The 26,313-nt window shown below is 42.8% G+C and carries 24 protein-coding genes; 1 reads left to right on the top strand and 23 read right to left on the bottom strand.

The genetic code is table 11. The features are described 5' to 3' along the window. Positions 1-44: 44 nt before the first annotated feature. The 19 genes from DWW77_RS02190 to DWW77_RS02100 all read right to left on the bottom strand — a co-directional run bounded on the left by DWW77_RS02190 (position 45) and on the right by DWW77_RS02100 (position 22,292). Positions 45-1,793 (bottom strand): M56 family metallopeptidase, encoded by a 1,749-nt coding sequence (locus tag DWW77_RS02190; protein ID WP_015542764.1) that lies wholly within the window; start codon positions 1,791-1,793, stop codon positions 45-47. Between the two features lie 6 nt (positions 1,794-1,799). Continuing rightward, positions 1,800-2,189 (bottom strand): BlaI/MecI/CopY family transcriptional regulator, encoded by a 390-nt coding sequence (locus DWW77_RS02185; protein WP_059085781.1) that lies wholly within the window; start codon positions 2,187-2,189, stop codon positions 1,800-1,802. 132 nt (positions 2,190-2,321) lie between these two features. Then, on the bottom strand, positions 2,322-3,224 hold the full coding sequence (locus DWW77_RS02180) for a hypothetical protein (RefSeq protein WP_114001677.1): 903 nt from the start codon (positions 3,222-3,224) through the stop codon (positions 2,322-2,324). 411 nt (positions 3,225-3,635) lie between these two features. Then, positions 3,636-4,421 carry a class B sortase gene (srtB, locus tag DWW77_RS02170; protein ID WP_114001678.1) on the bottom strand — a complete coding sequence of 262 codons (786 nt, stop codon included), beginning with the start codon at positions 4,419-4,421 and terminating at the stop codon, positions 3,636-3,638. 68 nt (positions 4,422-4,489) lie between these two features. Then, positions 4,490-11,008 carry a SpaA isopeptide-forming pilin-related protein gene (locus DWW77_RS02165; protein ID WP_265190690.1) on the bottom strand — a complete coding sequence of 2,173 codons (6,519 nt, stop codon included), beginning with the start codon at positions 11,006-11,008 and terminating at the stop codon, positions 4,490-4,492. 154 nt (positions 11,009-11,162) lie between these two features. Continuing rightward, positions 11,163-12,428 carry a DNA primase gene (locus DWW77_RS02160; RefSeq protein ID WP_114001679.1) on the bottom strand — a complete coding sequence of 422 codons (1,266 nt, stop codon included), beginning with the start codon at positions 12,426-12,428 and terminating at the stop codon, positions 11,163-11,165. Between the two features lie 64 nt (positions 12,429-12,492). Further along, positions 12,493-13,653 (bottom strand): ERF family protein, encoded by a 1,161-nt coding sequence (locus DWW77_RS02155; protein ID WP_114001680.1) that lies wholly within the window; start codon positions 13,651-13,653, stop codon positions 12,493-12,495. A gap of 36 nt (positions 13,654-13,689) precedes the next feature. Continuing rightward, positions 13,690-14,403 (bottom strand): hypothetical protein, encoded by a 714-nt coding sequence (locus tag DWW77_RS02150; protein WP_110103107.1) that lies wholly within the window; start codon positions 14,401-14,403, stop codon positions 13,690-13,692. Between the two features lie 16 nt (positions 14,404-14,419). Next, positions 14,420-14,938 carry a hypothetical protein gene (locus DWW77_RS02145; RefSeq protein ID WP_114001681.1) on the bottom strand — a complete coding sequence of 173 codons (519 nt, stop codon included), beginning with the start codon at positions 14,936-14,938 and terminating at the stop codon, positions 14,420-14,422. 56 nt (positions 14,939-14,994) lie between these two features. Beyond that, a complete protein-coding gene (locus DWW77_RS02140; protein WP_114001682.1) occupies positions 14,995-16,107 on the bottom strand; it encodes a hypothetical protein in 1,113 nt (370 codons plus the stop codon). An 18-nt stretch (positions 16,108-16,125) separates the two neighbouring features. Further along, positions 16,126-16,257 carry a hypothetical protein gene (locus DWW77_RS18230; protein WP_005423021.1) on the bottom strand — a complete coding sequence of 44 codons (132 nt, stop codon included), beginning with the start codon at positions 16,255-16,257 and terminating at the stop codon, positions 16,126-16,128. Positions 16,258-16,733: 476 nt separating this feature from the next. After that, positions 16,734-16,961, bottom strand: a complete 228-nt coding sequence (locus DWW77_RS02135; protein WP_114001683.1) for a cold-shock protein — start codon at positions 16,959-16,961, stop codon at positions 16,734-16,736. A gap of 113 nt (positions 16,962-17,074) precedes the next feature. Beyond that, positions 17,075-17,533, bottom strand: coding sequence for a hypothetical protein (locus tag DWW77_RS02130; RefSeq protein WP_114001684.1), 459 nt, complete (start codon positions 17,531-17,533; stop codon positions 17,075-17,077). Between the two features lie 4 nt (positions 17,534-17,537). Then, positions 17,538-18,227: a hypothetical protein gene (locus DWW77_RS02125; RefSeq protein ID WP_114001685.1), complete on the bottom strand. Its 690-nt coding sequence runs from the start codon at positions 18,225-18,227 to the stop codon at positions 17,538-17,540. 70 nt (positions 18,228-18,297) lie between these two features. Beyond that, positions 18,298-18,951 carry a hypothetical protein gene (locus DWW77_RS02120; RefSeq protein ID WP_114001686.1) on the bottom strand — a complete coding sequence of 218 codons (654 nt, stop codon included), beginning with the start codon at positions 18,949-18,951 and terminating at the stop codon, positions 18,298-18,300. A gap of 18 nt (positions 18,952-18,969) precedes the next feature. After that, complete coding sequence (locus DWW77_RS02115; RefSeq protein WP_059085772.1) at positions 18,970-19,422, bottom strand: zinc-finger-containing protein; 453 nt, start codon at positions 19,420-19,422, stop codon at positions 18,970-18,972. 91 nt (positions 19,423-19,513) lie between these two features. Then, a complete protein-coding gene (locus DWW77_RS02110; protein WP_110925766.1) occupies positions 19,514-20,476 on the bottom strand; it encodes a S1 RNA-binding domain-containing protein in 963 nt (320 codons plus the stop codon). 553 nt (positions 20,477-21,029) lie between these two features. Beyond that, positions 21,030-21,953, bottom strand: a complete 924-nt coding sequence (gene trxB / locus DWW77_RS02105) for a thioredoxin-disulfide reductase (protein ID WP_059085771.1) — start codon at positions 21,951-21,953, stop codon at positions 21,030-21,032. Positions 21,954-21,968: 15 nt separating this feature from the next. Next, the gene (locus DWW77_RS02100; RefSeq protein WP_005330449.1) at positions 21,969-22,292 is read right to left on the bottom strand and encodes a thioredoxin family protein; all 324 of its coding nucleotides are present in this window, start codon (positions 22,290-22,292) and stop codon (positions 21,969-21,971) included. A 115-nt stretch (positions 22,293-22,407) separates the two neighbouring features. Here DWW77_RS02100 and DWW77_RS02095 point away from each other — a divergent pair, with 115 nt between their 5' ends. Then, on the top strand, positions 22,408-23,142 hold the full coding sequence (locus DWW77_RS02095; RefSeq protein WP_353615810.1) for a Crp/Fnr family transcriptional regulator: 735 nt from the start codon (positions 22,408-22,410) through the stop codon (positions 23,140-23,142). A gap of 120 nt (positions 23,143-23,262) precedes the next feature. Here DWW77_RS02095 and DWW77_RS02090 read toward each other — a convergent pair whose 3' ends face one another. The 4 genes from DWW77_RS02090 to DWW77_RS02075 all read right to left on the bottom strand — a co-directional run bounded on the left by DWW77_RS02090 (position 23,263) and on the right by DWW77_RS02075 (position 26,254). After that, complete coding sequence (locus DWW77_RS02090; RefSeq protein WP_059085769.1) at positions 23,263-24,954, bottom strand: FAD-dependent oxidoreductase; 1,692 nt, start codon at positions 24,952-24,954, stop codon at positions 23,263-23,265. Between the two features lies 1 nt (position 24,955). Further along, positions 24,956-25,276, bottom strand: coding sequence for a rhodanese-like domain-containing protein (locus DWW77_RS02085; RefSeq protein WP_015524982.1), 321 nt, complete (start codon positions 25,274-25,276; stop codon positions 24,956-24,958). A 13-nt stretch (positions 25,277-25,289) separates the two neighbouring features. Further along, the gene (gene trxA / locus DWW77_RS02080; protein WP_005421612.1) at positions 25,290-25,595 is read right to left on the bottom strand and encodes a thioredoxin; all 306 of its coding nucleotides are present in this window, start codon (positions 25,593-25,595) and stop codon (positions 25,290-25,292) included. A 92-nt stretch (positions 25,596-25,687) separates the two neighbouring features. After that, positions 25,688-26,254 carry an SDR family NAD(P)-dependent oxidoreductase gene (locus tag DWW77_RS02075; protein WP_502696221.1) on the bottom strand — a complete coding sequence of 189 codons (567 nt, stop codon included), beginning with the start codon at positions 26,252-26,254 and terminating at the stop codon, positions 25,688-25,690. Positions 26,255-26,313 lie beyond the last annotated feature (59 nt).

The following is a 26,313-nucleotide window of genomic DNA, read 5'->3' as shown; positions in this document are numbered from 1 at the left end:
TCTGAAATAATATCATTTGAATATGCATCGATCGGACAAATCCTTTATTCTGTATAGATGTTCCCATTCTCATCCGTCCAGGTGCCGTCACCATTGTCTGTGTATCCGACCCCATCTGCGTCACAATAATAATAATCTCCGTTTGTTGTTTCTATTACATTAACAGTACCGTTACTGCCCTGGAGTTCATGCTGTTCCAGTTGGTTTCCGAAATGATAACCTTCGTCATTCCAGGTACGATATGAATTTCCATTGGCATCTGCCCAGTTTCCATCTCCCTGATAACTGTATCGGCTCCCATAATAATCAGAATAGGTCCCATCTCCGTTATCGTAAAGAACTCTGGATTCTTCATCTCCTCCACCCGGTGCTACAATTGATGCTACACCGGAAGTAGTACTGAATCCACTGGTATATGGTACGCCTGCTGGCAGATTTTCATAAGATGAAACAGACCCGTTGTTGTCAGAGGTAATTCCATCATCGGTCGTTTCACTTACCTGTCCGCTGTTTTCCATGGCAGGTTCATCGTTTGTTTCCGCATCTGCTTTTTCCTCTTCGTCTACAGAATCCTCTGTATCTGTATTCTCTGTCACTCCTCCTTCGTCCTGGGTTTCAGCAGCTTTCTGCATAGTTACCATTTCAGAAAATGGTGCATAATCCGGTACATTATTTTTCTCTGGATCTGCATTTTTTTCAATACCAGACTTCTCCGTCTCTACTGAAACTGTATCTGTCCCGGCAGAGACATTAAATACCAGATTACCGCCTGCAAGCAGCAGCGTCACAAGAATTCCCGGAAGAATTCCTTTGCGGAGTTTCCGAATGTTCACCATATACAGAATCCGATCTTTAAACACCATTTCGCTGTCATTAAGACTTGCTGTCACATATGGAATCTGATTTTCCATGGCTACTGTCCTGAGAAGCAGCTGTCGATATAATTTATGTTCCTTTTTATTAACTCTGCGAACAACTGCTGTATCACACAGATTCTCAATATCCTTATCCGCTTCTTTCAGCATGATAAGAAGAAAGGGATTGAACCAGTATATCGATGCACAGATTCGAAGGAGCATCTTATACCAGAGATCCCGATGGCAATAATGTGTAAGTTCATGGTAAAAGATAAGTTTTCTTTCTTCTGCTGAATACCCGGTTGCTGGTAGATACAATTTTGTATGTAAAAGTCCTGCAAGAAGCGGTGTGGTAAGACCTGCGTTTTGCCTGAGTTCCGGTATTCTGCGTACGTGCTTCTTTTGACACGCTGCACGGTACATCTGAATACTCACCGTATCACTTACCTGCAGACTCATCCGTTCCAGATTCCTTATAGAAAAATAATATGCCAGCAATTCTCCCGTCAGTTTAAGTACCGCTACGCTCAGCCAGACAGCAGCAAAAATCAAAGCCACAATTCCCAGCCATTTATCTGATTCGTACCTGACAGTTCTCTTTTGTTCCGGGATTTCTGTCAGATTTTTCATGTCTTTGCTCGCAGATGATACGTTTTCTGTTATCTTCTGACTTTCCTCTGGTCTGACTGCGTAATCCGTTATCTTCGGGCTTTGCGTATTCTGTTGACTGCTTCTAAGTACTTTGAAATCCACCAGTGCCAGATTCGCCGGAAGGCGCACCGGAACACAAAGGCTTATCGTAATCAACAGCCAGATAAGGTACTTCCATCTCGCTGATACACGTCCTTTAAACAGAGTCGCAAGCACTTTTACCAGTAAAATTACTACTGCTGCAATAACATTCAGTTTCAGAATGTGTAGAATGAAAACCTCCATAATTCGCTATTCCTCCCTGTCCTCCAGGTTCTTAAGAAATTCACTGAGATCCTGGACTTCTTCCGAGCTGATCTTCTTTCCATGATAAAGTGAAGTTACAAACTTTTTTAGTGAATTCCCATAAAGTTTCTCAAGAACACTCTGGCTTTCATGTGCCTGATAATCTGACTGCGAAACCAGGGGTGTATACAGATTCATTTTTCCCTGTTTCGTCACTTCCACGAAATTTTTGTTCTCCAATCTGGTCAGCAATGACAAAATTGTTGTTGATGCAAGTTTTTTCTTCATAGTGATCACTTTCTCAATCTCCGGTCTGGTCATCGGCGGAGTATTATTCCAAAGAACGAGCATAATATCCAGCTCTGATTCCGGAAGTCTCTGGTAAGTTTTTTTCACTTTTTCATACCTCCTGTTACATATTTTCTACAAATGTAGGAATAACTCTATTTTACCACGGTTCACGGAAATGGCAAGGGCTTTTGCACAATTTGCAAATGCCCTTGCCATTCCTGCAGCTACTGACCACTATCAGTCTATTTCTGTATAACTGCTGCCATTTTCATCACTCCATGTCCCGTCTCCATTGTCCGTAAATCCTGTACCATTTTCGTCCTGGAAATAATAATCACCATTTGTAGTTTCCGTAACCGTCACAGTATTACCGTTTGCATCCTGAAGGTCATGCTGTTCCAACGTATGTCCCAGATGATGAGTATCATCATTCAGAGATGAGTAGGTATTTCCATTTTCGTCGGTATAAGTCTCATCCCCATTATCGGTATAGTTCATTCCATCATCTCCACGATATTCACAAGAATAATCTTTGTGAAGAATGTAATTAATCTCAATGGTATTTCCATCACTGTCAACTAATGTCATTGGTGAGGTAGAAAGGATATCGGAATCATCATTGCTGTCCGAGGATTTTGCAGAAGCATTTTCTTCTGTATCGGAGGAATCTGAATCTCCTCCTGACTTCTGACTGGCAGTATCTGTAGTTGCCTTATCAGAATCATCAGAAGAATCATCGGTCTGGTTTTCATTCTCCTGTCTGGTAAGTGAAGGATTTCCAGGATACGAAATATATTCTACAAATTTTCTGACGTCACTGATGTCATCTGCATCTTTTGCATATCCCACTGCCATATACAGGCTGTTTCCCTCTGAATAAATTGTCTGATAGCAGGCATCGTATGTGTCATTGCATTTGGCAATCCCTGTTTTGACATCCTCCAGTGAATATTTATAGATATTTACATAATCATTTCCGTTCGTATAGCTTGCATAGGTACCTTCCGTATCTGCTTTTTCCCATTCAGATCCAGCCGGCGGCTGTGTATAGAAATCGTTATTTCCTGCTGCCATAACCGTTGCAGCTGAAAAAATCCCAAGTGTTGCTACCGTCATAAGTGTCATAAATTTTGTCTTCATCGTGGATTCTCCTAGAATTTTATTTTCTACATCTGTAGAAGTTAATTGTATTCTACAACTGTAGAATACAATTGTCAATTCTTTTTTCTATATTTTTTTATCATCTCAGTTTAATTTCTATTTTTCCTTCCACTGGGCTATATAAATCCAGAGGATCTTCATCGCTTTCATAAACACGTCCTTCGCCTTCTCCAAATGATTTGCGGCATACTGGACATGATAGTCAGAACTAATATTTCTTTTTTCATTTTTCTGCAATCGTATTTCCATCAAAAGTGCCATTTTACGCCATTCTTGCAATAAAAAAAAGGTCCTCCCGGATAGACTATTATTGTTCCTGTCCATCCAGAAAGACCTGAAAATTAAAATGTTATATTTTTTAGAAATTATCCATTAAATTTCTGCAAACTTTTAAATAAAATCATGGGTTTCGTTTTCCACAAACTCCCCATCTAAGAAAGCAAGATCATCTCCGGCTTCCTGTACTTCTGCTTCCTCGTCAGAATATCCTATCTGCCCACCTTTCTCTTCCTGCCTTTCACACCATACGGCCAGACGTTTGGAGGCATCTGTTCCACAGGTAGAAAGCAGAAGCGTTGGAACTTCCTCCTGCGTTCCAAGTAAGAAAGCATCTCCATCTGCCGCTGTATACTCGCATTTTACGATCACAAAGATCCATACCCCTTCATCCGGAAGATACAGATAGAGGATATGGTGTTCTTTTAAGAATTCATCGTCAAGGAAATTCCGGAGTCCGTGGAACATGCTGCCATCTTTCATATTGTGGCCATAAATGATGTTCTTGTCATCAGAAAAATCGGCATTGTTATCGGAATCCAGGAAAATGGCCCCTGCCACATGTTCTGCCTTTTTAAAAGTATGTGTCAGGTAATAGGAGTCATCATTTCCCTGGACTACCGGGTAATCAATGCTGGTATCCGGGATCCGGATCCATGCAACGATATCCGGATTGATCTTTTTTAATGCTCTAAAATCAACCACGGTCTGTTTCCCATCGCTTCCGTCTGTTCCTTCTGTGTGGTCATCCTCATCTGTTTCCTTGACGTATGTACGCAGGTCTTCATATTCCTGCACACCTTCCCGGTACATAAAGTAAATGCCAAGACCGGTACATACGCAAAAGCTGAGTACCATCAGGCAGACTGCCACGATCATGATTTCTTTTATGTGTCTCATACAAACCTCCGATTATTCTTCCTGGAAAAAGGGCTGCCGGTAAATCGAGCAGCCCTGAACCGTATTCCTTAATTTCCTTTTTTCTTCTTATACCAGATCACGCCGCCAATGCCGCAGGCAGAAAGGACTGCCAGAAGGATCGGAAGCCAGATGTTGGTGCTGTCCCCTGTTTTCGGGCTGTTTCCTGTCGGTGTGCTGCCGGAAGGGGATTTGGTGTTTTTGATCTCTTTTACGATCTCGATCACTTTGGTTTTTCCGTCTTTGTATTCAAAGCGGATCTCTTCTTTTTTGTTGCTTAATTCATAACCATTTGGTGCTTTGGTCTCTACCAGGATATATTCCACGGTTTTCTCTACTTTTCCATTTTTATAAGTAGCAATCGGAATCTTGCCGCTTGTCGCTGTTCCGGTCTTATCCGTTACCAGTTTTTCTACGACTTTTCCGTTTTCCTTTTCACGCAGTTCAAATTCTGCTCCTGGAAGGGCTGCCTTACTGGTGGAATCGGTCTTTTTGATGACCAGTTTTCCATACGGATGTGCGTCCTTCATTTTGACTTTCTGGACTTTTCCAGTATCTTTTACCGTAAATTTCACATCTTCCGCAATGAGGTATCCATCCGGGGCCTGCTCTTCACGAAGGGTATATTTGCCTACCGGAAGTTTTTCGACCATATGCGGTTTATCCGTGGACGTCCAGCTTTCAACTTTCTTTCCATCTTTATCTAGGATGATCAGTTTTGCTCCCGGTACCTCACTGGAATCCGCAATGTCTTTCTTGCTGATTTCCACTTTGGTCACATCATCAAGCATCTGGTGTTTCTGTACTTCTTTTGTGTTTTCGACGGTAAATTCAATACTTTCCGCAGTCACATAACCATCTGCCGGCTTTGTTTCTGTCATCTTGTATTTCTTTCCTACGATAAGACCCTTGATGATATGTGCTTCCTCTTTGGATACCCATTCATCCACCGTATTCCCATCCTCATCTGTTACCTTTAAGGATGCTCCCGGAAGTTCTTTTTTGTCCGTTAGGTCTGCTTTGGAAAGTTCTACCGTAGTCTGCTCATCTTCAAAGGTGAACGCATACTCTGCAACACTGGTTCCACTGCCCTGGTACTCAAAAGTGAATTCCTGCGGTTCCTGATCTGTCACATAGCCATCCGGGGCGGCAAGTTCCTTAATGTAGTACCTGCTATCAACCGGGAGATCTGCAACAAACTGGATCTTTCCATCCTCATCTGTGGTCTTCAGTTCGATCAGGGTGTCTTTCGCAAGGAGTACTTTTCCTTTAGAAGATACGATGTCGTCTGCTGCATAGAGGCCAAAGATTGCCCCGGAAAGTACTTTGTCACTGTCCTTTTCTTTTTTCAGGACTTCCACCTGTACCCTCTGGCGCGCATTCTGCCAGTCGGCACTATAAGTAACCAGAGGTGTATCCTGGTCACGGTATGTAAGATCCACATATCTTGGTTCATTATCCAGAACGTAGCCATGTGAGGTCTCTTTTTCCACGATGTAATAGCGTCCAAGCGGGAGGTTATCCATCTGGGCGATGCCATTTCCATCTGTTGTAATGGAGCCGACCAGTTCATCTGCCGCATAATAATCTGCACTTACCCCGTCTGCTGCACGGATGGCTTCTGCCGCGTAAACATTGAAGGTTACATCAGTCAGGTTTCCAGTCACATAGTTGAACAGGTGCTCGATCATGCCTTTTGCATTGTCAAGAAGGGATACGCTGTCTAAGAATTCCCCTTTCTTGTTTACCAGAAGTCTTGCTACCGGGACTTCATCTTCCATTTTGACTTTCTGTACTTCTGCAGTATCAGAGATCGTAAACTCTACGTCTGTTGCACGTAAGTAGCCATATGGTGCAAGCTCTTCACGCAGAATGTAAGTTTTTCCAACCTGAAGTCGCTTGATCACATGTGGGGAATCTTTTACGGATGTCCAGGAATCGATCACGTTGCCATCCTTATCCAGTACACTCATGGAAGCCCCGTCAAGTTCTGTTCCGGTCGTGATATCTGCTTTTGTTACTTCTACCGTTGTCGGCTGGTTTTTCTTCACGGATTTTAATTTGATCGTTTTTACGTCCTGGCCCTGGTATGTGGCATCAAATTCCAGGATCTCATCGGAAGATACATAACCCGCCGGCGCCTGCAGTTCTTTCACATAGTATCTGCCAAGCGGAAGATCCAGCGTAAACGCTGCCTTACCTTTTTCGTTGCTTGTGATCTCCTGAAGCAGTGTATCTGCTTTTACGATCACCTTGTCGCCGGAAGAAATTGCTTCTTTATTGTATAATCCAAAGGTTGCACCTTTTAAAGCCTTTCCGGTCTCGGCATCCTGTTTTTCCACACTTAGCTCTACTTTCTGGCGTTCATTGGAAAATTCCAGTTTTTCTTCGATCTCCGGTGTGTTCTGATCCTTATAGATAAAGGATACTTCCTGACTGTCTGGATTTAAGACAAATCCGGCCGGTGTTTTTGTTTCTTTCACACGGTATTTTCCAAGCGGAAGGTCTTTGATCACAGCTTCTCCATTCTTATCGGTGGTCACTGTTTTTACCAGGGTATCCTTTGCATAGATCACGTGACGGTTTCCCTGCTCGTCCACCTGATGATCCGGTGTGAAAATATCTTCTGCTGCGTAGATTTCAAATTCTGCCCCTTCCAGGGAAGTTTCTTCGTATACAAAATCCTTTTTAAAGGATTTTAAGGTTTCACCGGATTTATGGATCACCAGTTTGCCCTTGACCGGATGGTTTTCATAGGTCACGGTAATGATGGCATCCCCGCTGACAGAATCCATCTGATAAGCTGTATTTTTGTCAACTTTGATCTCCACATACTGGGTATTCTGGGTGTAGCCATCCGGCGCGCTCACTTCCTCGATCCTGTAATTTCCACATTTTAAGGATTCCGGAAGGATCAGGTAACCATTTTCGTCCGTAAAATAGGATTTATGGACAACCGTATTTGGATAGGTCGTTACCTGTTCCACATACTTTTTCGCATCCAGGTCGTACACTTTGAATTCTGTATTGGCAAGGAGGACCGGCAGTTTGGTCTCGTCATCCTGTTTCACGATCTTAAGCTTTGCTTTGAACTCATCGTCCAAAAGGACTCTCCACACCTGCGGTGTGGTGCTGTTCTCAGTTACGGTTACGATAAAATCATCTACCGGCATAAAATTATGCGGTGTTGTAGTCTCACGGACAATGTAGCGTCCATAAGGGATCGGGATGCTGCACGCATAGCCGCGTTCATCGGTAAACATTTCTGTTTTTCCGTCTTCCGTAAGAACGATCGGGGTCGCATTTGTAAAGTCATAGCTTCCATCGTCTTTTACAGTCAGGCTGCTGATCAGATAAGCAGAGAATCCGGCACCTTTTAAAAGATCCGCATCGGTCTTATCATTATCCGCTGCTTTGATCAGCTGGAAGGGCTGTTTGATCACGTCTTCTTTGGAAACGGTATTTCGTTTTACCGTCTCTACCTGGTCTCCTTCGTAGTCACAGTTTACATCATGCTCCTCTTCGTCCAGAAGATAACCTACTGGAGGCGTGATCTCCTTCAAATAATACTTTCCAAGATACAGATTGCTTACGCTTGCTTTTCCCTCTTTATCGGTCGTCAGGGTAGCTACCTGCTCGTCCTTTTTATAAAGGACTCCGCTCCTGCCATCCGGATGGTTAATGTCTTCTCTTGCATAGAGCCCGTAAATGGCTCCTTCAAATACTGCATCTCCCTGTGCGCTGTTTCCTGTCTCGCTGTCTTCTTTTACCAGGTCGATCGTTGCATTTACACGCTTATTTGTAAAGGTATGGCTAAAGTTTACCTTTTCTTCCTTATCATTGGTAAACTTAAAAGTGAAGGTGTAAGTATCCTCACTGTTTCTAAGGTAAAGTTCCGGTGCCTGGATCTCCCGGATGCTGTAGCTGTAATTGATCGGAAGTTCCGCTTTATAAGAAGCTTTTCCATCGGCTCCGGTCGTTGCTTTTTCAATCAGTGTTCCTTTGGGAACAACGGTCTTACCATCAACTTTGATATCTTCTGCTGCATACAGCCCGTAAATACCTCCGGAAAGCGGATTTTTGGTCTCTTCGTCCTGTTTTTCCACACGGACTGCTGCCTTCTGGCGTTCATTTAAAAATGTTGCACTGCCAGTCTGCACTTCTACGGTCTGGCCTGCATACACAAGCTCAATAGTCTTGGACTCTCCTTTACATACATAATTATCCGGAGCCTTCGTCTCGGTTACTGTGTAGGTGCCAAGATAGAGGTCTTTTAACGTAACGCTTCCGTCATCTCCGGTAACCAGATTATCCTTGACAAGTGCACCTTTTTTATAGATGAGGGTGCCATCTGCCGCCTTGATATCTGCACCTGCATAAACACTGTAAACGGCTCCTTTCAATTTCCGTTTTTCGTAGGTAAATGTCACACCATTTTCCGTGACGGTCGCTCCGGTAAGCACTTCTCCTTCTTTATAAATGGTGAGTGCACCCTTTTGCTCTTTATCCGTTAAGTTCTTGGAAGCGGTCTGCCCTACGACCAGCTTTACCCCATAGGCTTTCGTATCCAGCACGTATCCGGACGGGCCTGAAATCTCACGAAGGTAAACGGTATCCTGTGTTTTGGTGATCTTTACTTCGGATTCCCCTTTTGCATTTGTTGCCGGCATTTTTTTGATAAGTTTCGTGCAGGCTTCATCTGCATAGATGCCGTAAACGGCACCTGCAAGGAGCGCGTTGCTTCCCTTATCTTTTTTGATGATCTTGACCGTTGCTTCATCCGGCCAGTCTACCTCCAGGTTCAGCTCCAGTGTATCTGTATAATATCCAAATCCGATATCCTGGCTGTTCGCCAGCTTTAAGAGCATGGCATGGAAATTAAGCGGATAGTTGGATGTGATCGCATATTTTCCTTTCAGGCTTCCAATATTCTGGGTGGTTGCTTCCAGATGGAATTTTTCACCGCCCTTTACGCTCACATTTCCGGTCCCGGTTTTCCCTGTCGTCTCATTTACAAGGGAGACCCCGTTTTCCAGATGGACCGTGATCACAAAAGCTGCATTTGCCTTCCATGTAAAGGTCGGGCTCTGGTTTCCATTTGCAGAAGCACTGAGCCCTGGTGTCAGTTCCATGGTCGTTGGATCCGGCATCTTTGCAAGGGCTGCCTTGATCTCTTTTAACATGTTTTTGGCAGTTGTCGAAAGGGAGCCGCCAAATCCGGATTCCCCGTCATATAAATAATCGACCAGATAATGCTGCATTGCACGGGTCTCGGAGGAACAGCCGTATTTTTCCATGATGGATTTGATATTATAGCCGTTGAATGTGCCGCCCCATCCGGGACCGCCATATCCGTAAAACATGGCCTTCCTTAAATAACGGTCATCGCCGCCTTCATCCAGTTCGACCATATTTTTATAAGTCGTTCCACTTGGCGGGGACTGTTTACTGTGCTGCATGCAGTATGCATAGACGGTATAAGTCTTTCCGCCTGCTTTGTAACGGATATACTTATAGGAATCATTTCCGCCCTGTCCCATAACAGAATCAAAAGGATGCAGTTTTCCATCTGAATAATAGTAATAGGTATTAGCTTCAATGTCTGTTGAATCATCCCACAAGTCTCCATCGGAAGCTGCCACGGTACTAATACCGCCCTCAGCCTGGTCATATAGCACACTTAATGCAACATCATCTTCCGGCATCTCAAAGCTGAAGGAATTTGTTCCCTCATCGTAGCTTACTTCTGCATACAGAAGATCTTCGGTATTCTCTGTCTGGTTTGCTTCGACAAGACTTGTTCCCACTGCGATCAGGCTTCCCTGCGGGATATCACCGGAAAAGTTGACCGTCTCCCCCGTCTGGTAACGTCCGTCCTCGTGGTCCAGTTCAATATTGAATTCATTTCCCTGTACAATGTCAACCTGATGGCTTCCATCCTCTGTTTCCTCATCGGAAAATCCTTCTGCTTCCTCTTCTTCTGGTTCCTCCGTTTCTTCCGGCTCTTCCTGAGTTTCCGGGGCATCTTCCGGGCTTATGGTCGGGAGGACGGGGTCTGCCTCCGGTTCGTCATCGCCGCTTTCCTGTTCCTGGCCGCCATTGGATCCGTCTGTTTCTGCTTCCCTTGGTGTCACCGTGATGTTTCTGGCAACCAGATAGGCTTCCCCGGATGCGGGCGTAACAAGATATACGCATTTATAGGTCCCCGCATGGTTATAATCAAATACAGTCCCGTCTTCCATTGCTGCTTTTTTCAGTTCCACATGGTCTCCGTCAGAGAGTTTCAGTCCTGTAAAATCATTCTGGATATCAAAGGCTTCCCCTTCGGTAACCATAAGCGCAAGTTCCGGATCAGCAACGGTTTCCTCGATCAGTTCCTCCTCGCTTTTCTCCGTCTGCGTTTCTGTCTGTGTTTCTGTCTGTACCTCGATCTGCGTCTCGCTCTGTGCGGAAACGCCTCCCACCTCAGCGGCGGATACTGCAGAAGCTCCCGTCTGCAAGAGCGTAGTGCAGCACAGAGCAAAAGCCATCGCACCCGCCATCCATCTTTTCTTCCAGTTTTTTTCCAAGTGCACGTTCTCCTTTCATGATCGCTTTTTTCCCTGCAGTTTTCTTTTGGTCCGTCTCTTATCTGCATCGCTTTCTCCTTTCTTCCGGCTTTTTCAGCCAGATAAAAAGGAAACTGAAAAAAATTCCAGTTTCCCTTTTATCTGACCAAACATTTTATGCCGTCTTCCTGTGTCCTTTTTCCTCTTTTTGAAGGATCCAGTCATCCACGCCTTTGTAGTGTTCCATCCAGGTACCGGATGCATCGGTATCCCAGGTGACTCTTTTGCAGGATACATTCAGTTCCTCACAGATCTCATATAGTTTTATACAGCCTTTTCGGATCATGTCCCGCTTTCTGCGCTTTCTGGGGCATTCTCCATGATACAGATAAATTCCATGTTCACATTGCCGGCACGCACTTTTTTCATCGTGCTTACAGGACAATTCCATCATTTTATCCATGTCGTAACATTCGTAAACTCTTTTTAACCCCTGCTCTTTCAGTTTTCGCAAGACAGTTTCCAGTCCTTTATGATTGGAAACTCCAGGGACTCCGATATAAGGATTTCCTGTACACATCCATGCGATCTCTGCCTTTAAGATCCCTTCCGTTACGTAAACCGTGCCATCCTTTATTTTCCCAAACATTCCTGCCGGGCTGCCGCTTGATGTGCCTTTTTCTAAGCCGCTGCTGGTAAACCAGAGGTACTTCCGTTCTTTTAAAGGAACATCCAGCCGGATCTGGAATCCTATGATCCGTTCCTTCCCATCCCGGACCGGGCAAAGATACCCGTTATTCTTCCTATAAAAAGCAGCTTCCCAGTCACCATCCCGGTTGATGAAAAATCCAGGAACCCCATCCAGGCGAAATCCCTTTTTTAAGAGCTTTCTGGCAATGGTCACGGAATTCTCCTCATCCGTACTTAAAAAACCTCGTTCTTCCATCTGTCTGACCTCATTTAACGTCAGCCCACGCAGGAGAAGGTTCCTCCGGTGTGTTTCCTTAAGCTTAAGAAAAGTGAGCATTTCCTTATATACATGGTCCCGGTAATCCCATTCCTCTTCCGTAAGGGAAATGCGTTTCTTTTTAGAAACGATAGAAGCGAACCCATTTTGTGTCGTGGACTGCTGTCTTTTATCCTTTCCAGAAAAAGAAAGTGCCTGCTTTATCTCCCGGTAGGCTTCTTTATACCGGTTTCTCCCGTAAATGCCGGATAGTTCCGCATACAGTGTCAGCATGTTTCCGGCTGCCCCGCAATGATAGCAATGGTAAACATTCTTCAGTTCTCCATTTTTGCGGATGCAAAAACTGCATTTTCCTCTTAAATCCCCGCAAAAAGGACATTCCACCGGAAATTCGTCCTGGTAAGAATCACTCAGTCTTCGGATTGACAAAAGATCTGCTACTTCTGCGATCGTAAACGATTCTCTGGCATACATGCCTTCCTCCTTTTCATAAAAGATGGCCCCGTTCCCGGAGCCATCTCAAACTATTTCTCTGTTTTCAGGCTGCTTTTTGCATTTCCTTTTCATGATCCAAAAGAATCTTCGCAGCTTTCTGTATTTCCTGATTCTGGCCTTTGTAACGCTGTACCAGCCATTTGATCGTCTGGTAACCTCTGGCATCCTGCATCATTTCCCCAAGAGGGGTTCCGGCATAGACACCAAAATTGCAGATAACCTTTTCTGCCCATTTCACTTCATCCTCTGCATCCTCTTCGTGAGCCATATCCTCCAACACTTCCTCTGCAGTCTCTTCTGGTGTTTCTTCCTCTTCTTCTGCATCAAAAGAAATCTCATCATCTTCATCAAATGGAACTTCATCCGTTTTTTTTACTGCACGGAAACCGTCTGCATCCGTCTCGGCAGTAATTTCCTCATCTACGGAGATTTCCTCGGTCTGAACCGGATCTTCCGCTTTGGTTTCTTCATCGGAAAATTCTTCCAGTCCGCTTTCACTTTCTTCCATTCCAAAAGTCATCTGTCCAGGAAGGTTTTCTTCTGTATCCGTCACTGCATATTCCACTTTTACAGGACTTTCTGATATGGCATTTCCATCACGCAGTTTTTTACGGTCCGTTTTCTTTTCCCTGACCGGTTCCGTTTGCTCCTGCTTTGCTGCGGTTTCTTTTCTTTCTGCCTTTTCCTGTTTCTTTTCCGGTTTTTCCGGTTTTACGGAAGCTTCCTGCTTCGGCATTTCTTCTTTTTCCGTCCCACGCATGTCCGGATCGTCTATTCCAGATGCCTGCATGATGTTGAATTTATTTAAGAAATAATACTTCAGGCCATACGTCCATGCCGCACCTTTTGCTTTATCCGGTGCTTCATTGGTTCCAATGACATGCAAAAAGCTCCGTACCTTGTCTCCCGGACGGTCTGCATTGGTCCAGCACAGCTCCAGGTCAGCCTCATATCTCCAGAGCGCTCCCATTTCCTTTAAAAACACGGAATTGCCCTGTTCGTCCATCTGTGTCGGCCTTTCACTTAAGATGTCAAAATCGACCCCGTATTTATTAAGGGCCGGTGTCAGGCATTCATAAATATCATCCAGTTTTACAAAATCATAAGTAACGTCCTCACTGTACCGTTTGCGGATCAGCTTCGGCACCTTTTTTCTAATCCTGATCATCTTCTGGTTCAGATTCATGTAATTGTATTTACCCATATTATTCGTTTCCTCCTGATTTTTTCATTTTTTATACTAAGCAGAACGCGGAAGGCTTACCTCCGGCCCTGTCCCAGTCTTTTTTAACATTTCTTCCATTTCCTCCCGGATACATCCGATACAGATCTTCTTTTTTGAGATCTCCGGAAGTTTTTCAAGCAGCCACTTCTGGGCGAAAAGCTCTGCTGCCCGCTGTGGGTTGCTTAAATATTCCAAAAACATCCAGTCAGAAAATTCCCACTTCATATCCGCAAAATGAAACTGCGGCTGATAGATCAGATCCTCCGGCCGCTTTCCTTTTTTAATAAAACGGTCTGCATTTAGCTGGATATAAACCCTGCTGATCTCCGGGATCATCTGTGCAGCTGCATACCCGCCTTTTAACAAAAGTTCATCCCATTGTTCCCGGATAAGTTTCTTTCCAATGCGGCTTATCTGTGTTTCCAGTTTCGGGATCAGATCCTCACGCACAGGAAAACCAAAATCATCCGGTATCCCGATCGGCTTCAGAAAAAGATCTTCTGCTTCATAAAGGGAATACTCCGGCATGTGGATCACGGCACACCAGTTCCGGTCTGTTTTTCTGTTTTCCTTTAAACAGTCAAAGAAAAAGAAACAGTTTCCATATCTTGCCTTTATAAACAGCTGTCCGGAAAATTCTTTTACTTCACAATCCGGCGATTTCAGCCATGCGATCAGTTTTTCTGCCTCCCTGCTCTCTTTTAACCAGTCCGGAAGTTTTCTATCCATCACATACCTCCGTAATTTAGATATATGGCAGGGAATACCTGGAATACACCATCTTTGCCCGTTTTAAAAATGCAGAGCCTTTTTCTGCTTTTGCAAACCATTCCACAAAAAAACGTGTCAGGTTCTGCTGCAGTGTCCGGTGGGTATCAAGGGCATAATCCACAAATTCCCCATATCCGTCCATACTTCCTGCAAGCAGGTAGCAGGTAAACATTTTTGCCATCTGCTCTTCATCTGAAGGATTGATCTCCATTTCCTCTGCGCCGTCATACACCAGGCGCACCCTCTCTGGCTGTTCCTTTACATGCAGGCACAGATCATCGGCCATCAGTTTCGATGCTTCGTTTCGAAGGTCGTAATATCTGACCTCTGAAAGACCTTTTAGCCAGGCAAACCCAAGATAAGTGTAATTGTCTTTTATTTCCTGCTGCTCTTTTGCCATGGACTCCATAAATTTTTTGTGTCCGGTGGGATGGCAGTTCAAGTATTCATCTACCAGCAGCCTTGCCACATCTTTTCCATTCGTAACCTTCATGTTTTCCTCCCATCAAAAAAAGACAGTCCATGCTGTCTCCATTCTTTTAAATCCTGTTAGTATTTTACAGTGCCAGGAATATCATATTCATGCCAGCGTTTTGACACACAGCCGGCAATTTTTTCTTCCAGAGCTAAAAGGCCTCTCTCATTCGTCTTTTCCTGCCTTGCAATGGTAATGGATTCACAGATCCCGCAGTAGATTTCGTATGCGCTGCATGGCTCAGTCCCAGTAGTAGCCTTAAACTGCTCCACGGTTTCTGCAAGCAGTTTTTTTCCAAATCCCGCCTGCTTCATGATCCCTGCCATGGCATTTGCCGGATGCTCGATCCAGATATCACACAGCCGCATGACCCCTTTTAAGACTTCCCGGTAGTAATCAAAGATCGACTCTATGTTTTCCGTGAAATCTTCCATTCCTTTACAGTTTTTGTGCGTAACCTTCAGGGCATTGCCAAGGATCACATTTCTTGTCGGCTCCTGCAGGGAATAAAAAATATTCGCTCCGGACACACCGACGTCTGACGTAGTGATCCGTACAACTGCTTTTATGTCCTTATCAGTCTTTCTTCCATAATTCTGCATCAGTTCCTTATAAACATCTGTAAGTTTCGTATCTTCCAGCTGCCAGGACGCCGTAACAGAATAATGATCTGCATAGCCGTTTAAAAACGTTGCCTTCTCATAGTCCCCATGGATATATGCCGAGGTAACCATGTACATATCCGGCATGGATATGATGGCATAATCTTTTTCATCACCAGACAGGACTGCCCTTATTTTTCCTTCACAGAAACGGATCAGTGCTCTTCCTCTTGCAACCTTCAGGCATTTATTCAAGATCTCTGCCAGTGTTTTCTTATCGACATCTGCCAGGGCTTTGCCATCAATCCTGGCCCGTCCTTTCAACGATTTGATTGCTGAATTTCCTATATAACAGATCCTCTCGGGCAGGATAAGAACCAGCCTGGAATGAGATAAGGTATCTTTTTCCAGTGCTTCCAGGGAAATGCCCTGAACCTCTGTACAGGTTTCCTCTCCTGCAGCTGCCACCTTTAATTTCTTACTGGTGATCCGGATCCATTCTGCCCGGCTGTCTATCTCTTCCAGATACTCGCACAGTTCCTTTTCTGTCCGGAACTCCTTATAAAAGTCATCTTTATAATACATAATGTCCGCCTTTCCATGCTAGCTGAAAATCCGGACTTCAACAGCCTGTATCTTTCCATCTTCGATGCAAAATACATAGCCGTCTTCTGCCATCTCCATAAGCATTCCAATTTCCAGTGCATTTGCGTTTTCCCATTTAATTGTCTCCATAATCGACCCTCCTGATTTTACAATGTGTTTTCTTTTTTTGATGTTCTTAAGGTATTTCTTTTTGCAGTTTCCTTAACTGACAGTTTCATTCGTGCTCCTCCTTTCTGCTTTTTATGCAATAAAAAAAGACACAAAAAGAATCTTCTTTCCTTCTTGCATCTTCCTTATATTTTGCATATCCATTTTTCTCATTAAGGGCAAGACCGCCCCAAAGTGTTTCTTCCGGAATGTCCGGAACTAAAGAATAACCACAGTCTTTTATAGACTGTTAAATTATTTTTCATTTAAAGACTACCACAACATTTTGTGGTTGTCAATTAATTTTAACTATATATTGTGTTATTGCGTGAGTTGTCTTTATTATTCTGCTACATGTTGTGACAGGCGGCATGATACCGCCTGTCTGTTTCATCCGTCTGCATAAGTGCATGTATCTGAGGGGAATAGGTAATCTGTACATGCACTATGAAAACGTCTTACTCAGCGTTTGGATCCGCCGTGGAAATATTTTTGGCAAGGCTTCGCCCGTTGGCATCCGTCCCTGCTTCAAAAAGGACCGGCTGGCCACCGCTTAATTTCCGGTATCCATCCATCTGGATCTCTGAAAAGTGGGCGAAATAATCAATCCCGTCTTCACCGGTGATAAAGCCGTATCCTTTCTGTGCGCTGAACCATTTCACGGTTCCCTGTAGTGTTTCTGACATATCCTTCTCTCCTTTGCTGTATTTCCCGCAATAGTCTTTTGCGGAAACAGGGCAGCATGGAATCGAACCATGCCTGGTGCTCCCCTCCCTGCTATAAAATGGATCTCTTCCTCTTATATTTCTTCGTTTCCCAAAAAAGTCCCGTTATTGAGTGCTGCATCCACCCGGCGGATTCCTACCAGCTTCTTTTCATTTATGCCAAAATAAAACCGGTAACGTTTTCCCTCCAAAACTTTTACGTTTTTATCCAGCAAAAGTTCACTCTGCCGGCCGGCCGGATCACTTACCCGGATCTTCCGTAATCTTGCAAAGGGATTTTTCCCGTCTATCCCGGTTACCAGCCCTTCCACGATTTCATAGGTCTTTTTATCCGCGGTGCAGAAAATAAGATATGTTCTTATAAACCCGATAATCCCAAGCAGGAAAGACCAGAAAATAAAAGTTTTGTCTTTCATCCATGTTCCCATAAATGATCCGAAAAGCAGGATAAAAAGAGACAGGATACCATATCGCTGGATCCTGTCCTTAAAAAAATCCGGTATATTCTGATAACGTGTTCCAAAATCTTCCAAGCATCTATACAGCCTGTGCCAATACGGATGTTCCGTTTGCTTCAAGGCAGTCCTCCCTTCTTATGTTGTCGATCACAAGCTGTTTCTTATAGTAAAGCTGCGCTACACGGCTTATAAATTCCCGTTGTATCTGTTCCTGGAGGGAATCTGTTAAATTGGGTTCCCTGCTTTTTGCCTCTTCTTTTAAACATTTCAGGTGGCAGGAAACATCCCCTTCTCTTTGAAGATAGGAAAGTAGCTGGTATTCCTCTTCTGTAAGCAGCGGCTTTTTAAAAGCCCTCAGTGAAAACTTCAGTCCTTTTCCCATGGAAAGGGCTTCCATAAAATGCTTCATGCGTTCTGTCCGTGAAAAGGCCATGGGAGCCATGACTGACCGGCTGATAATGCTGTATACAGCTTCCTCTCTGGTACATCCTTCTGTCAGCACAACCAGGCCCCGCTTTACCAGACGGTTCAGGCAAAACTGAAAATCCTCTTTGTCCGCCCATTCCTGTGCCTGTTTTTCTCCAAGACTAAATACAAGAAGACGATGCATCTGGGAGTGGACCTTATCCTCTTCACAGAAAGACCAGGTGAGCGCAGCCCACAAAATAGTTTCCATTTCTGTAAGTACTTTTTCTTCCCCATCTACCCAGACACAAAACCTTCCATCTGCATCATCTTTTTTCATTCCGATTGCTGTATACCATCTCATGACATTTCCTCCTTGTCATTTTCACTCTTTCTAATCTCTGCTTCTGATCTGTTTTCTTTCATATAACTTGTTACCCATACATCATTTCCAGGAGTTTTGGAAGTACATACCCCAAAAGCATGCCTGCTGCCGTACAGATTCCGATATTCGGCCGCCGCAGTTTCCATACTTCCTGTGTTTTGGTCCCGATAATCCTTGTTCTTCCCGGTACGATCCACCTGAGTTTCCGATAAAACTCCATAAATCCCTGATTGTCAAAGCCAAAGGATCGTACACAGAAAACATCCCGTTCCTGTTCTTCTTCATCCAAAAGGAAAAAGCTTTTCTGTTCTTTCCCTTCTTTTCGGATCACGATATAAAATTCCGGAATTCCCCGTCTGGTTCCTTCTACGATCTTATCCATCTCATCGTAAAAGATCCTGCAGGACTCATATTTTCCGTTTTTTTCCGGCTGGCAGACTGCCAGGCTGTCCTCTTCAAGTGCCATATAACAGTTTTCTGCCTCCATGATCCTCCGGCTGATTTTTATGGCCTGACGAAGAAGCAGGATTATCGCAAGCGTCAGTGCAGTACACAAATATACAAGATCCCAGCATCTTTTCTGGTATATGAAAAAGTATGCGCTGATTCCCTCTGCCACACTGCATATTGCTGTCATAATAAAATACTGTTCTTTAAGGTCCATCAGATGATATACATCATCTTCTGTCGCCTGTAGTCTCAAGGGCATCCATCCTTTCCGTCATGCCACGCTTATTTTATCCGGGGATTTCTTTTTTTCCTCTCGGCTTTTTATATAGTCTGTACATTCCCGGATGGTCTGTTCACACAGGTAATAAGAAAATTTCCCGATATGTGTGTCCTTTTCCCGGAGATTCAAACGGTTCTGAAGCCAGATATACGTGCTATGTTTGGTCATATAACCATTTTTCCAGATTGCATCCAAAGCTCTGTGTGCTTCGATCCGCTTATTACGCAGATTGCTGTCAGCCATGGTTCCCATGGGACGCATACTTTTTTTGTGTGCCCCAATGTATGAATCACAGGAAGGATAGCCGCTGCATACATACAGGTATTTCTCCGGATCCAGGTTGTTATCCCCATAGACATAGGCTGCAGGCCTAAGTACCCCGGGTCTTTTGCAATATGGACAGTACAAGGTTTCCCGCATCTGTTTTCTCTTCTTTTTTGCCATCTGACGTCACTCCTTTCCATCTTTATCTCCGATGTTAAAGAAATCCCTTTTTCTGTGTCAACAGAATTCTTTGAAAATCATAAAAACATTTTCAGGAAGCTCTTTTGATAAGCCTTGTGATAATGCCTTCTGCCACTTCATAGTTGTCGTTGATGCGGGTCACCACAAATCCGATCTTATCTTTCTTTCCCGGAAGTGCGGACATATTGCAGGAATGTGCCACGGCATTGACTCCGATATCAAGGCGGATAAAATAGGTTCCCTTATAGACTTCCGTAATGATCCCTGTATATTTTCCCTGTTTATGGCATTTCCGGAGGTTATCTTTATTGATATTGGCTGTCGGACTCTTTGCATCCACTTCTATAATGATCTGGTCAACAGAGCTTGCTTCCACCTTATTGACCATGACTAGCACCAGATCACCTACCTGGAATTTTTCTCCGGCATCTACCATCCACTCCCAGGCCATGTCTCTGGCCCGGACAGATACTTCTACACCAAAGACTTCCAGGCGGACTGCTTTGGGAGCTACCGCGATCACCCTTGCTTCTACGATCCTGCCTTCATAGAGCATTGGTTTTTCTGTATCTTCCCCAAGGTAAAAAGTCTGTCTCTTTTTAAGCATTGCATCTTTTCTGGATGCTACAACGCTCCGGCTCTTGTTATCCAGATCTTTGATGATGAAATCAATATCACAGCCGAGCATGTTGTTAGCAATACGGACCTGACGGTTTAAGGTATCCGCGTTTTCACGCCCGTCTCCCTGAAGGTTGATCATCATTTCATTCATTGGGATAATAATCCGGAAGCCATTAAAGTATGTAACAGCAACCATCCATCCACTCTCCAGTTTTTCAATGCCCCCGAGCTGGCCCGTCAGAATCTTTCTGGTACGATGTGCATTCAAAAGCTGATGCCATCTGGCTTCTTCCTGTTCCTCCATGCTTTCAACCTGCGCGTCTACATCGATTGTCAAAACACCATCGTAGACTGCACGCGGAACATCTTTTTCCCCGTTTCCCGCCAAAACTGTTTTTTTGGTATCCTCCATATATTTCCTCCTGTTCTTATTTATTTTTTGTCTTCTCTGCTCCATCCAGAAAACTCCTCCGGTACTCAGGAAAGACAAAAGAAGACACAAAAAAAGCAGCCCGTTTAAAGCTGCTTTCTTCATGCCTTCTTTTTACAGATACCATTCTATAATACATGGAATTCTATGTCAATATTACCTCGATTGCAATAGTGTCGCATATTAGTTCCTTTTATGAAGCCTGTACGACAGAAGGATTTGGTAACACTAAGAACTGCCAGATTCCTGTGTCCTTATAGAAAATTCCATCTCATATGTAATTGTTTTATTATATAGTGTTTATTTCTTCCTCTTAATCGTCCCAAATAAGACAACCGAGCTTCTTGTACATTTTTAAACTATAGATATTACGGAACAGTTGCAGTAGATATATATTTTTTCAAATAGCTGAAGGATAATACCTGATTATCTGTTATTTATATACATAATACATATTGAATTTTAGTAAAACTAGAGGATACATAAAAATGCCATTAACCAAAGAACAATTTCTTAAACAATTAAATTCTGATTGTTATTTCTCCACATACTCTTCTGCCATATGTACTGCCATAGCACCATCTGCCACTGCTGTTACTATCTGACGAAGTAACTTTGTTCTGACATCTCCTACAGCATAAACACCCGGAATACTCGTTTCAGTGTTTTCACCTGCCACAATATATCCTTTATTATCCAGTTCTATCTGATTATCTAAAAAATCTGTTGTCGGTTTTCTTCCTATACTCACAAACAGGCCGTCACATTCTATAATGTTTTCTTCTCCTGTAACTGTATCTTTCAACCGCACACCAGTCAATCGTTCTCCATAAATCAGTTCATTTACTGTATTGTTCCATCGAAACTCTATATTTTCAGTTTTCATCAGCTGGTCATGGTAGATTTTCGTTGCACGTAATGTATCTCTTCGATGAACAATGATGACTTTCTTAGCAATTCGACTTAAAAGAACAGCATCTGATACAGCAGAATTTCCACCACCAACAACCACCACGATCTTATCTTTATAAAACATACCATCACAGGAGGCACAATAAGCAACCCCATGACCTATCAATTCTTTTTCTTTAGCAAGACCAAGTTCTCTTGGATTTGCTCCAGTAGCAATCACTACTGTTTTCCCAATATAAATTCCCGAACTAGTTTCTACTCTCTTAAGCTTTCCTGTTAAATCCATATTATAAACTTCAGCATATTCACTTTTAGCGCCAAATTTTTCCGCCTGTTTTTGCATTTTCTCTGCCAATGAAAATCCGTCAATTCCATTTTCAAAACCAGGATAGTTATCAATCTGCCAGGTCAATGACATCTGACCACCTGCAGATAATTTTTCTATAACAATTGTATCAAGTCCTGCTCTGGCTGCGTATAATGCTGAAGTATACCCTCCAGGTCCTCCACCCACGATAATCATATCGTAAACATGATTTTCATTCATACAGCAGTCCTCCTTTTATTTTTCCAATGCTTCATTAATAAAATTCTCTATCATTATTTTTGATTCAGGTGCAACAATAGAATCTATTGCCTTTCCATCCCGATATAAAACCAGCGTAGGAATTATCTCAATCTTTTCAGCTTCTGCAATCTGTGGTTCTTCATCAATATTTACTTTTCCAGCAATAAGAATATCGCTGTATTCTTCACTTATTTTTTCATAAGCCGCTCCAATTCTACGGCAATAACCACACCACGGTGCCCAGAAATCAACCAAAACCGGTTTTTCCTTATGAATTAATTGTCCAAACTTTTCTTTATTTATATTTATAGATGTCATATTTTTCAACTCCTTCTCCTATTTGAACTTAATATATCGCATAAAAGATCTTGCTTCTGTGATGATATCACAGAAAAGATAATTTACTTTATTACACTTCTTTTTATTTCTATTTATGGCATATGCCAGTTACATAATTGACGCATCTAAAAAAAGCAAGTATACTATGTTCGTAAAGGAGATAACGGTTATGAACTTCGAAAATTGTTTTCCACTATGGAATGACTTAAATACAACACAGAAAAAAATAATTTCAGACAATTTAATCACACAGTATGTAAAAAAAGGGACAATCATTCACAATGGAAACCTGGACTGTACTGGATTATTACTGGTTAAATCCGGGCAGCTTCGAACTTACATACTTTCAGATGAAGGACGGGAGATTACACTTTACCGTCTGTTCGATATGGATATGTGTCTTTTATCCGCCTCATGTATCATACGCTCCATTCAATTTGAAGTAACCATTGAAGCAGAAAAAGATACTGATCTTTGGATCATCCCTGCTGAAATCTATAAGGACATTATGAAGGAATCTGCTCCCGTCGCAAACTATACCAATGAGTTAATGGCCACCCGTTTTTCTGATGTCATGTGGCTGATTGAACAAATCATGTGGAAGAGTTTGGATAAGCGTGTTGCTTCATTTCTTTTAGAAGAGACCTCTATCGAAGGAACAAACGAGCTGAAAATCACTCATGAGACGATTGCTAATCATCTTGGTTCCCACAGGGAAGTTATCACTCGAATGCTTCGATACTTTCAAGGCGAGGGTCTCGTCAAACTCTCCCGCGGCAAAATCACAATCCTTGATCCAAAAAGACTGGAAACACTCCAAAGGTCATAAAATTGTTTTTCTGTAACATATAAAGAAGAATCCTCCATTTATCAGAATTATGGAAGTCATTCTAATAAATGGGGGATCTTTTTATATTACAATCAAACTATAAAAATATTTTATTTATTTCTAATAATCCATACCACATGCATATGATCTTTCAATCAGTGCATGGTCATTAGCCACTGCATCATAAAAGCGGAATCCACCTGAAAAGTTGTATGTTTCATATCCATTTCCTTCCAAAATACGGCTTGCAATATAACTGCGTAGCCCACTCTGGCATATCAGGTAAACAGGCTTTCCCTTCTCAACTTCATTGATACGTTCCCTCAGTTCATCTACAGGAATGTTTTTGAATCCATCCATATGCCCCCTGTTAAATTCACCTACAGTTCTCACATCCAGCAACACAACACTTTTATCTCTAGAAATCTTATCCATATCTTCCAGATGCCATTGTTTTAAGGTACCTTTTGCTATATTGTCTATCATGAATCCTGCCATATTTACAGGATCCTTGGCAGAGGAATAAGGCGGTGCATATGCGAGATCCAAATCCTTCAGCTGGGTTGCCTTCAGCCCTGCATGAATTGCTGTTGCCAGCACATCAATACGTTTATCAACTCCTTCATATCCAATAATCTGAGCACCAAGCAAACGATAGGTCTCTTTTTCAAAAACCACCTTCATGGTCATCACTTTTCCACCAGGATAGTAACCGGCATGACTCATAGGAGAAAGAATTACTGTATCTACCTCTAATCCTGACTTTTTGGCATTGGTTTCATTGATACCTGTAGTGGCTGCTGTCATATCAAACACTTTTATAACGGAGCTTCCCTGACTGCCCAGGTAACGACTATCACCGCCACAAATATTATCAGCGATGATTCTGCCCTGTTTATTGGCTGGTCCTGCCAAAGAAATCAGCGCATCATTACCCGTAACATAATGTTTTACCTGAACTGCATCACCTGCAGCATAAATATCCGGTACAGAGGTTTCCATTCTGTCATTCACTACAATACTTTCCTTGATGCCAAGTTCCAGACCGGCTTCTTTTGCTAATACTGTGTCTGGTGTGACTCCGATTGCCAGAACTACCATATCAGCCTGAAGGGATGGATTATCTTTCAACAGGACCTCCACTCCGGTGTCTTTTTCTTTAAATCCTTCTACTGTATAGCCCAGTACCAGTTTTATCCCATGTTTTCTCATTTCATTATGGATCATGGATGCCATATCCGGGTCAAAAGGGTTCATCAGCTGCTTAGGCCGCTGGACAATCGTAACATCCATGCCAAGCTCCCTCAAATTTTCTGCCAGTTCCAGACCAATAAAACCACCACCTGCCAATACAGCCGATTTTGGATGATTCTTATTTATATATTCCTTTATCCGAAAAGTGTCTTCTACAGTACGAAGTGTAAAAAGTTTATCAATACCTACTCCGGGAAGTCTCGGCTGTGTTGGCTTTGCACCTGGAGAGAGGATCAGCTTATCATATTTTTCTTCAAATATCTCACCATTCTCTAAATTTTTCACTGAAACCGTTTTACGTTCCGGATGTATGGAGATAACTTCATGATGAATTTTCATGTTAATACGGAAGCGTTTAAAAAAACTCTCTGGTGTCTGTAGTGTAAGTTCTTCCGGGTCTGTGATCACGTCTCCAATATAATATGGAAGTCCACAATTTGCATAGGATATGTATCCGGATCTTTCAAACACAGTAATTTCAGCATGTTCATTCAGTCTGCGTATTCTTGCTGCGGCTGTAGCTCCTCCGGCTACACCTCCTACAATTATTACCTTCATCTTATTTTTCCACCTTTCCTGAGTAAGCTACAATGCCACCGATATTATTTACTTTAGAATATCCCATTCGTTGCAGTATCCCAGTTGCCTGGCGGCTTCGTGAACCGGAATAACAGTATACAAACAGTGGGATATCCTTATTCTTCGCTACAGAAGCAATATTGTCAAGTTGCTGCAACGGCACATTTTTACTTTCTGGTATATGTCCTTCCTGATATTCCTGCGGTGTACGTACATCCAGCAGAACTGCATCATCAGTCCTTTTATATTCTTCTATGCCTTGATTAATATTCGACTGTTTAAAGAGATCAAAAAATCCCATTAGCACACCCCCCCTAAAGCATTTCTAAAATCGCATTCTTAGGTCTCGCCCCTGAAACCTGCTGTACAATCTTCCCATTCTTCATAACCACTAAAGTTGGAATGCTCATAATACTGAACTTATTTGCCAGTTCAGGCTCTTCATCTACATTAATCTTTCCAACTTTAATATCTCTACGCTCACTTGCAATCTCCTCTACAATAGGTACTACCATACGGCAAGGCGCACACCAAGATGCCCAAAAATCTAAAAGAACGGGTTTATCGGAATTCAGTACTTCGTTCTGAAAATTATTTTTATTGATATTAATAGCAGACATTTTACAGTCCTCCTTATCTTTCTCTTTTTGTAGATTTATTATAGTCTTAATTTCATTTATTTTCCGTGATTACATCACCATACCTCATTAACTTAACTTCTTGCCATACCATCTACACTTAATATAACACCTGTAATGTAACTCGCCTCATCTGAAGCAAGAAACACAAACGCGTTGGCAATATCTTCTGGCTGTCCAAGACGACGCAATGGAATTCTTTCAATCATAGGTTCGATAACTTCCTTTGGCACGGCCTTCATCATATCAGTTTCTGTAATTCCAGGTGCAACAGCATTAACACGAATACCTTTAGGTCCTAGTTCTCTTGCTAATGATACAGTCAATCCGTTTACTGCAAACTTCGATGCCGGATAAGCAAACCCACTTGGCTGTCCCGAAATACTCACCATGGAAGAAGTTGAGAGAATGACCCCCTTGCCTCTTGCCACCATACATTCTGCTGCTACACGAGTAGTATTAAATACTCCTTTTACATTTAGATCCATGACTTTATCAAAAGTCTCCTCTGTATAATCCATAAATGAGGTGTTTTCTGAAATCCCTGCATTATTTACCAGTATGTCGACACATCCATATTTTTCAGTTGCCTCTTTAAAAGCCTTTCTGACAGACTCCATGCTTGCCAGATTTGGACTAATTGCAAATTATGCTTAAACGGAATGCCAGTTCCGCTACTGCGGAACGGCTATTCCATTTT

Origin of the sequence: Ruminococcus sp. AF17-12 (assembly GCF_003479245.1) — a bacterium.
In the GTDB taxonomy this organism is placed as follows: domain Bacteria; phylum Bacillota; class Clostridia; order Lachnospirales; family Lachnospiraceae; genus Blautia_A; species Blautia_A fusiformis.
This window is presented reverse-complemented; position numbering and strand designations above follow the sequence as displayed.

What these genes read in the sequence shown, in the direction of transcription:
- DWW77_RS02190 (WP_015542764.1), bottom strand. Translation starts at nt 1,793, where the DNA reads ATGGAGGTTTTCATTCTACACATTCTGAAACTGAATGTTATTGCAGCA.
- DWW77_RS02180 (WP_114001677.1), bottom strand. Translation starts at nt 3,224, where the DNA reads ATGAAGACAAAATTTATGACACTTATGACGGTAGCAACACTTGGGATT.
- srtB (WP_114001678.1), bottom strand. Translation starts at nt 4,421, where the DNA reads ATGAGACACATAAAAGAAATCATGATCGTGGCAGTCTGCCTGATGGTA.
- DWW77_RS02160 (WP_114001679.1), bottom strand. Translation starts at nt 12,428, where the DNA reads ATGTATGCCAGAGAATCGTTTACGATCGCAGAAGTAGCAGATCTTTTG.
- DWW77_RS02155 (WP_114001680.1), bottom strand. Translation starts at nt 13,653, where the DNA reads ATGGGTAAATACAATTACATGAATCTGAACCAGAAGATGATCAGGATT.
- DWW77_RS02150 (WP_110103107.1), bottom strand. Translation starts at nt 14,403, where the DNA reads ATGGATAGAAAACTTCCGGACTGGTTAAAAGAGAGCAGGGAGGCAGAA.
- DWW77_RS02145 (WP_114001681.1), bottom strand. Translation starts at nt 14,938, where the DNA reads ATGAAGGTTACGAATGGAAAAGATGTGGCAAGGCTGCTGGTAGATGAA.
- DWW77_RS02140 (WP_114001682.1), bottom strand. Translation starts at nt 16,107, where the DNA reads ATGTATTATAAAGATGACTTTTATAAGGAGTTCCGGACAGAAAAGGAA.
- DWW77_RS18230 (WP_005423021.1), bottom strand. Translation starts at nt 16,257, where the DNA reads ATGGAGACAATTAAATGGGAAAACGCAAATGCACTGGAAATTGGAATG.
- DWW77_RS02135 (WP_114001683.1), bottom strand. Translation starts at nt 16,961, where the DNA reads ATGTCAGAAACACTACAGGGAACCGTGAAATGGTTCAGCGCACAGAAA.
- DWW77_RS02125 (WP_114001685.1), bottom strand. Translation starts at nt 18,227, where the DNA reads ATGAGATGGTATACAGCAATCGGAATGAAAAAAGATGATGCAGATGGA.
- DWW77_RS02115 (WP_059085772.1), bottom strand. Translation starts at nt 19,422, where the DNA reads ATGGCAAAAAAGAAGAGAAAACAGATGCGGGAAACCTTGTACTGTCCA.
- DWW77_RS02110 (WP_110925766.1), bottom strand. Translation starts at nt 20,476, where the DNA reads ATGGAGGATACCAAAAAAACAGTTTTGGCGGGAAACGGGGAAAAAGAT.
- trxB (WP_059085771.1), bottom strand. Translation starts at nt 21,953, where the DNA reads ATGAATGAAAATCATGTTTACGATATGATTATCGTGGGTGGAGGACCT.
- DWW77_RS02100 (WP_005330449.1), bottom strand. Translation starts at nt 22,292, where the DNA reads ATGACATCTATAAATATAAATAAAGAAAAGTTTGGACAATTAATTCAT.
- DWW77_RS02095 (WP_353615810.1), top strand. Translation starts at nt 22,408, where the DNA reads ATGGCATATGCCAGTTACATAATTGACGCATCTAAAAAAAGCAAGTAT.
- DWW77_RS02090 (WP_059085769.1), bottom strand. Translation starts at nt 24,954, where the DNA reads ATGAAGGTAATAATTGTAGGAGGTGTAGCCGGAGGAGCTACAGCCGCA.
- DWW77_RS02085 (WP_015524982.1), bottom strand. Translation starts at nt 25,276, where the DNA reads ATGGGATTTTTTGATCTCTTTAAACAGTCGAATATTAATCAAGGCATA.
- trxA (WP_005421612.1), bottom strand. Translation starts at nt 25,595, where the DNA reads ATGTCTGCTATTAATATCAATAAAAATAATTTTCAGAACGAAGTACTG.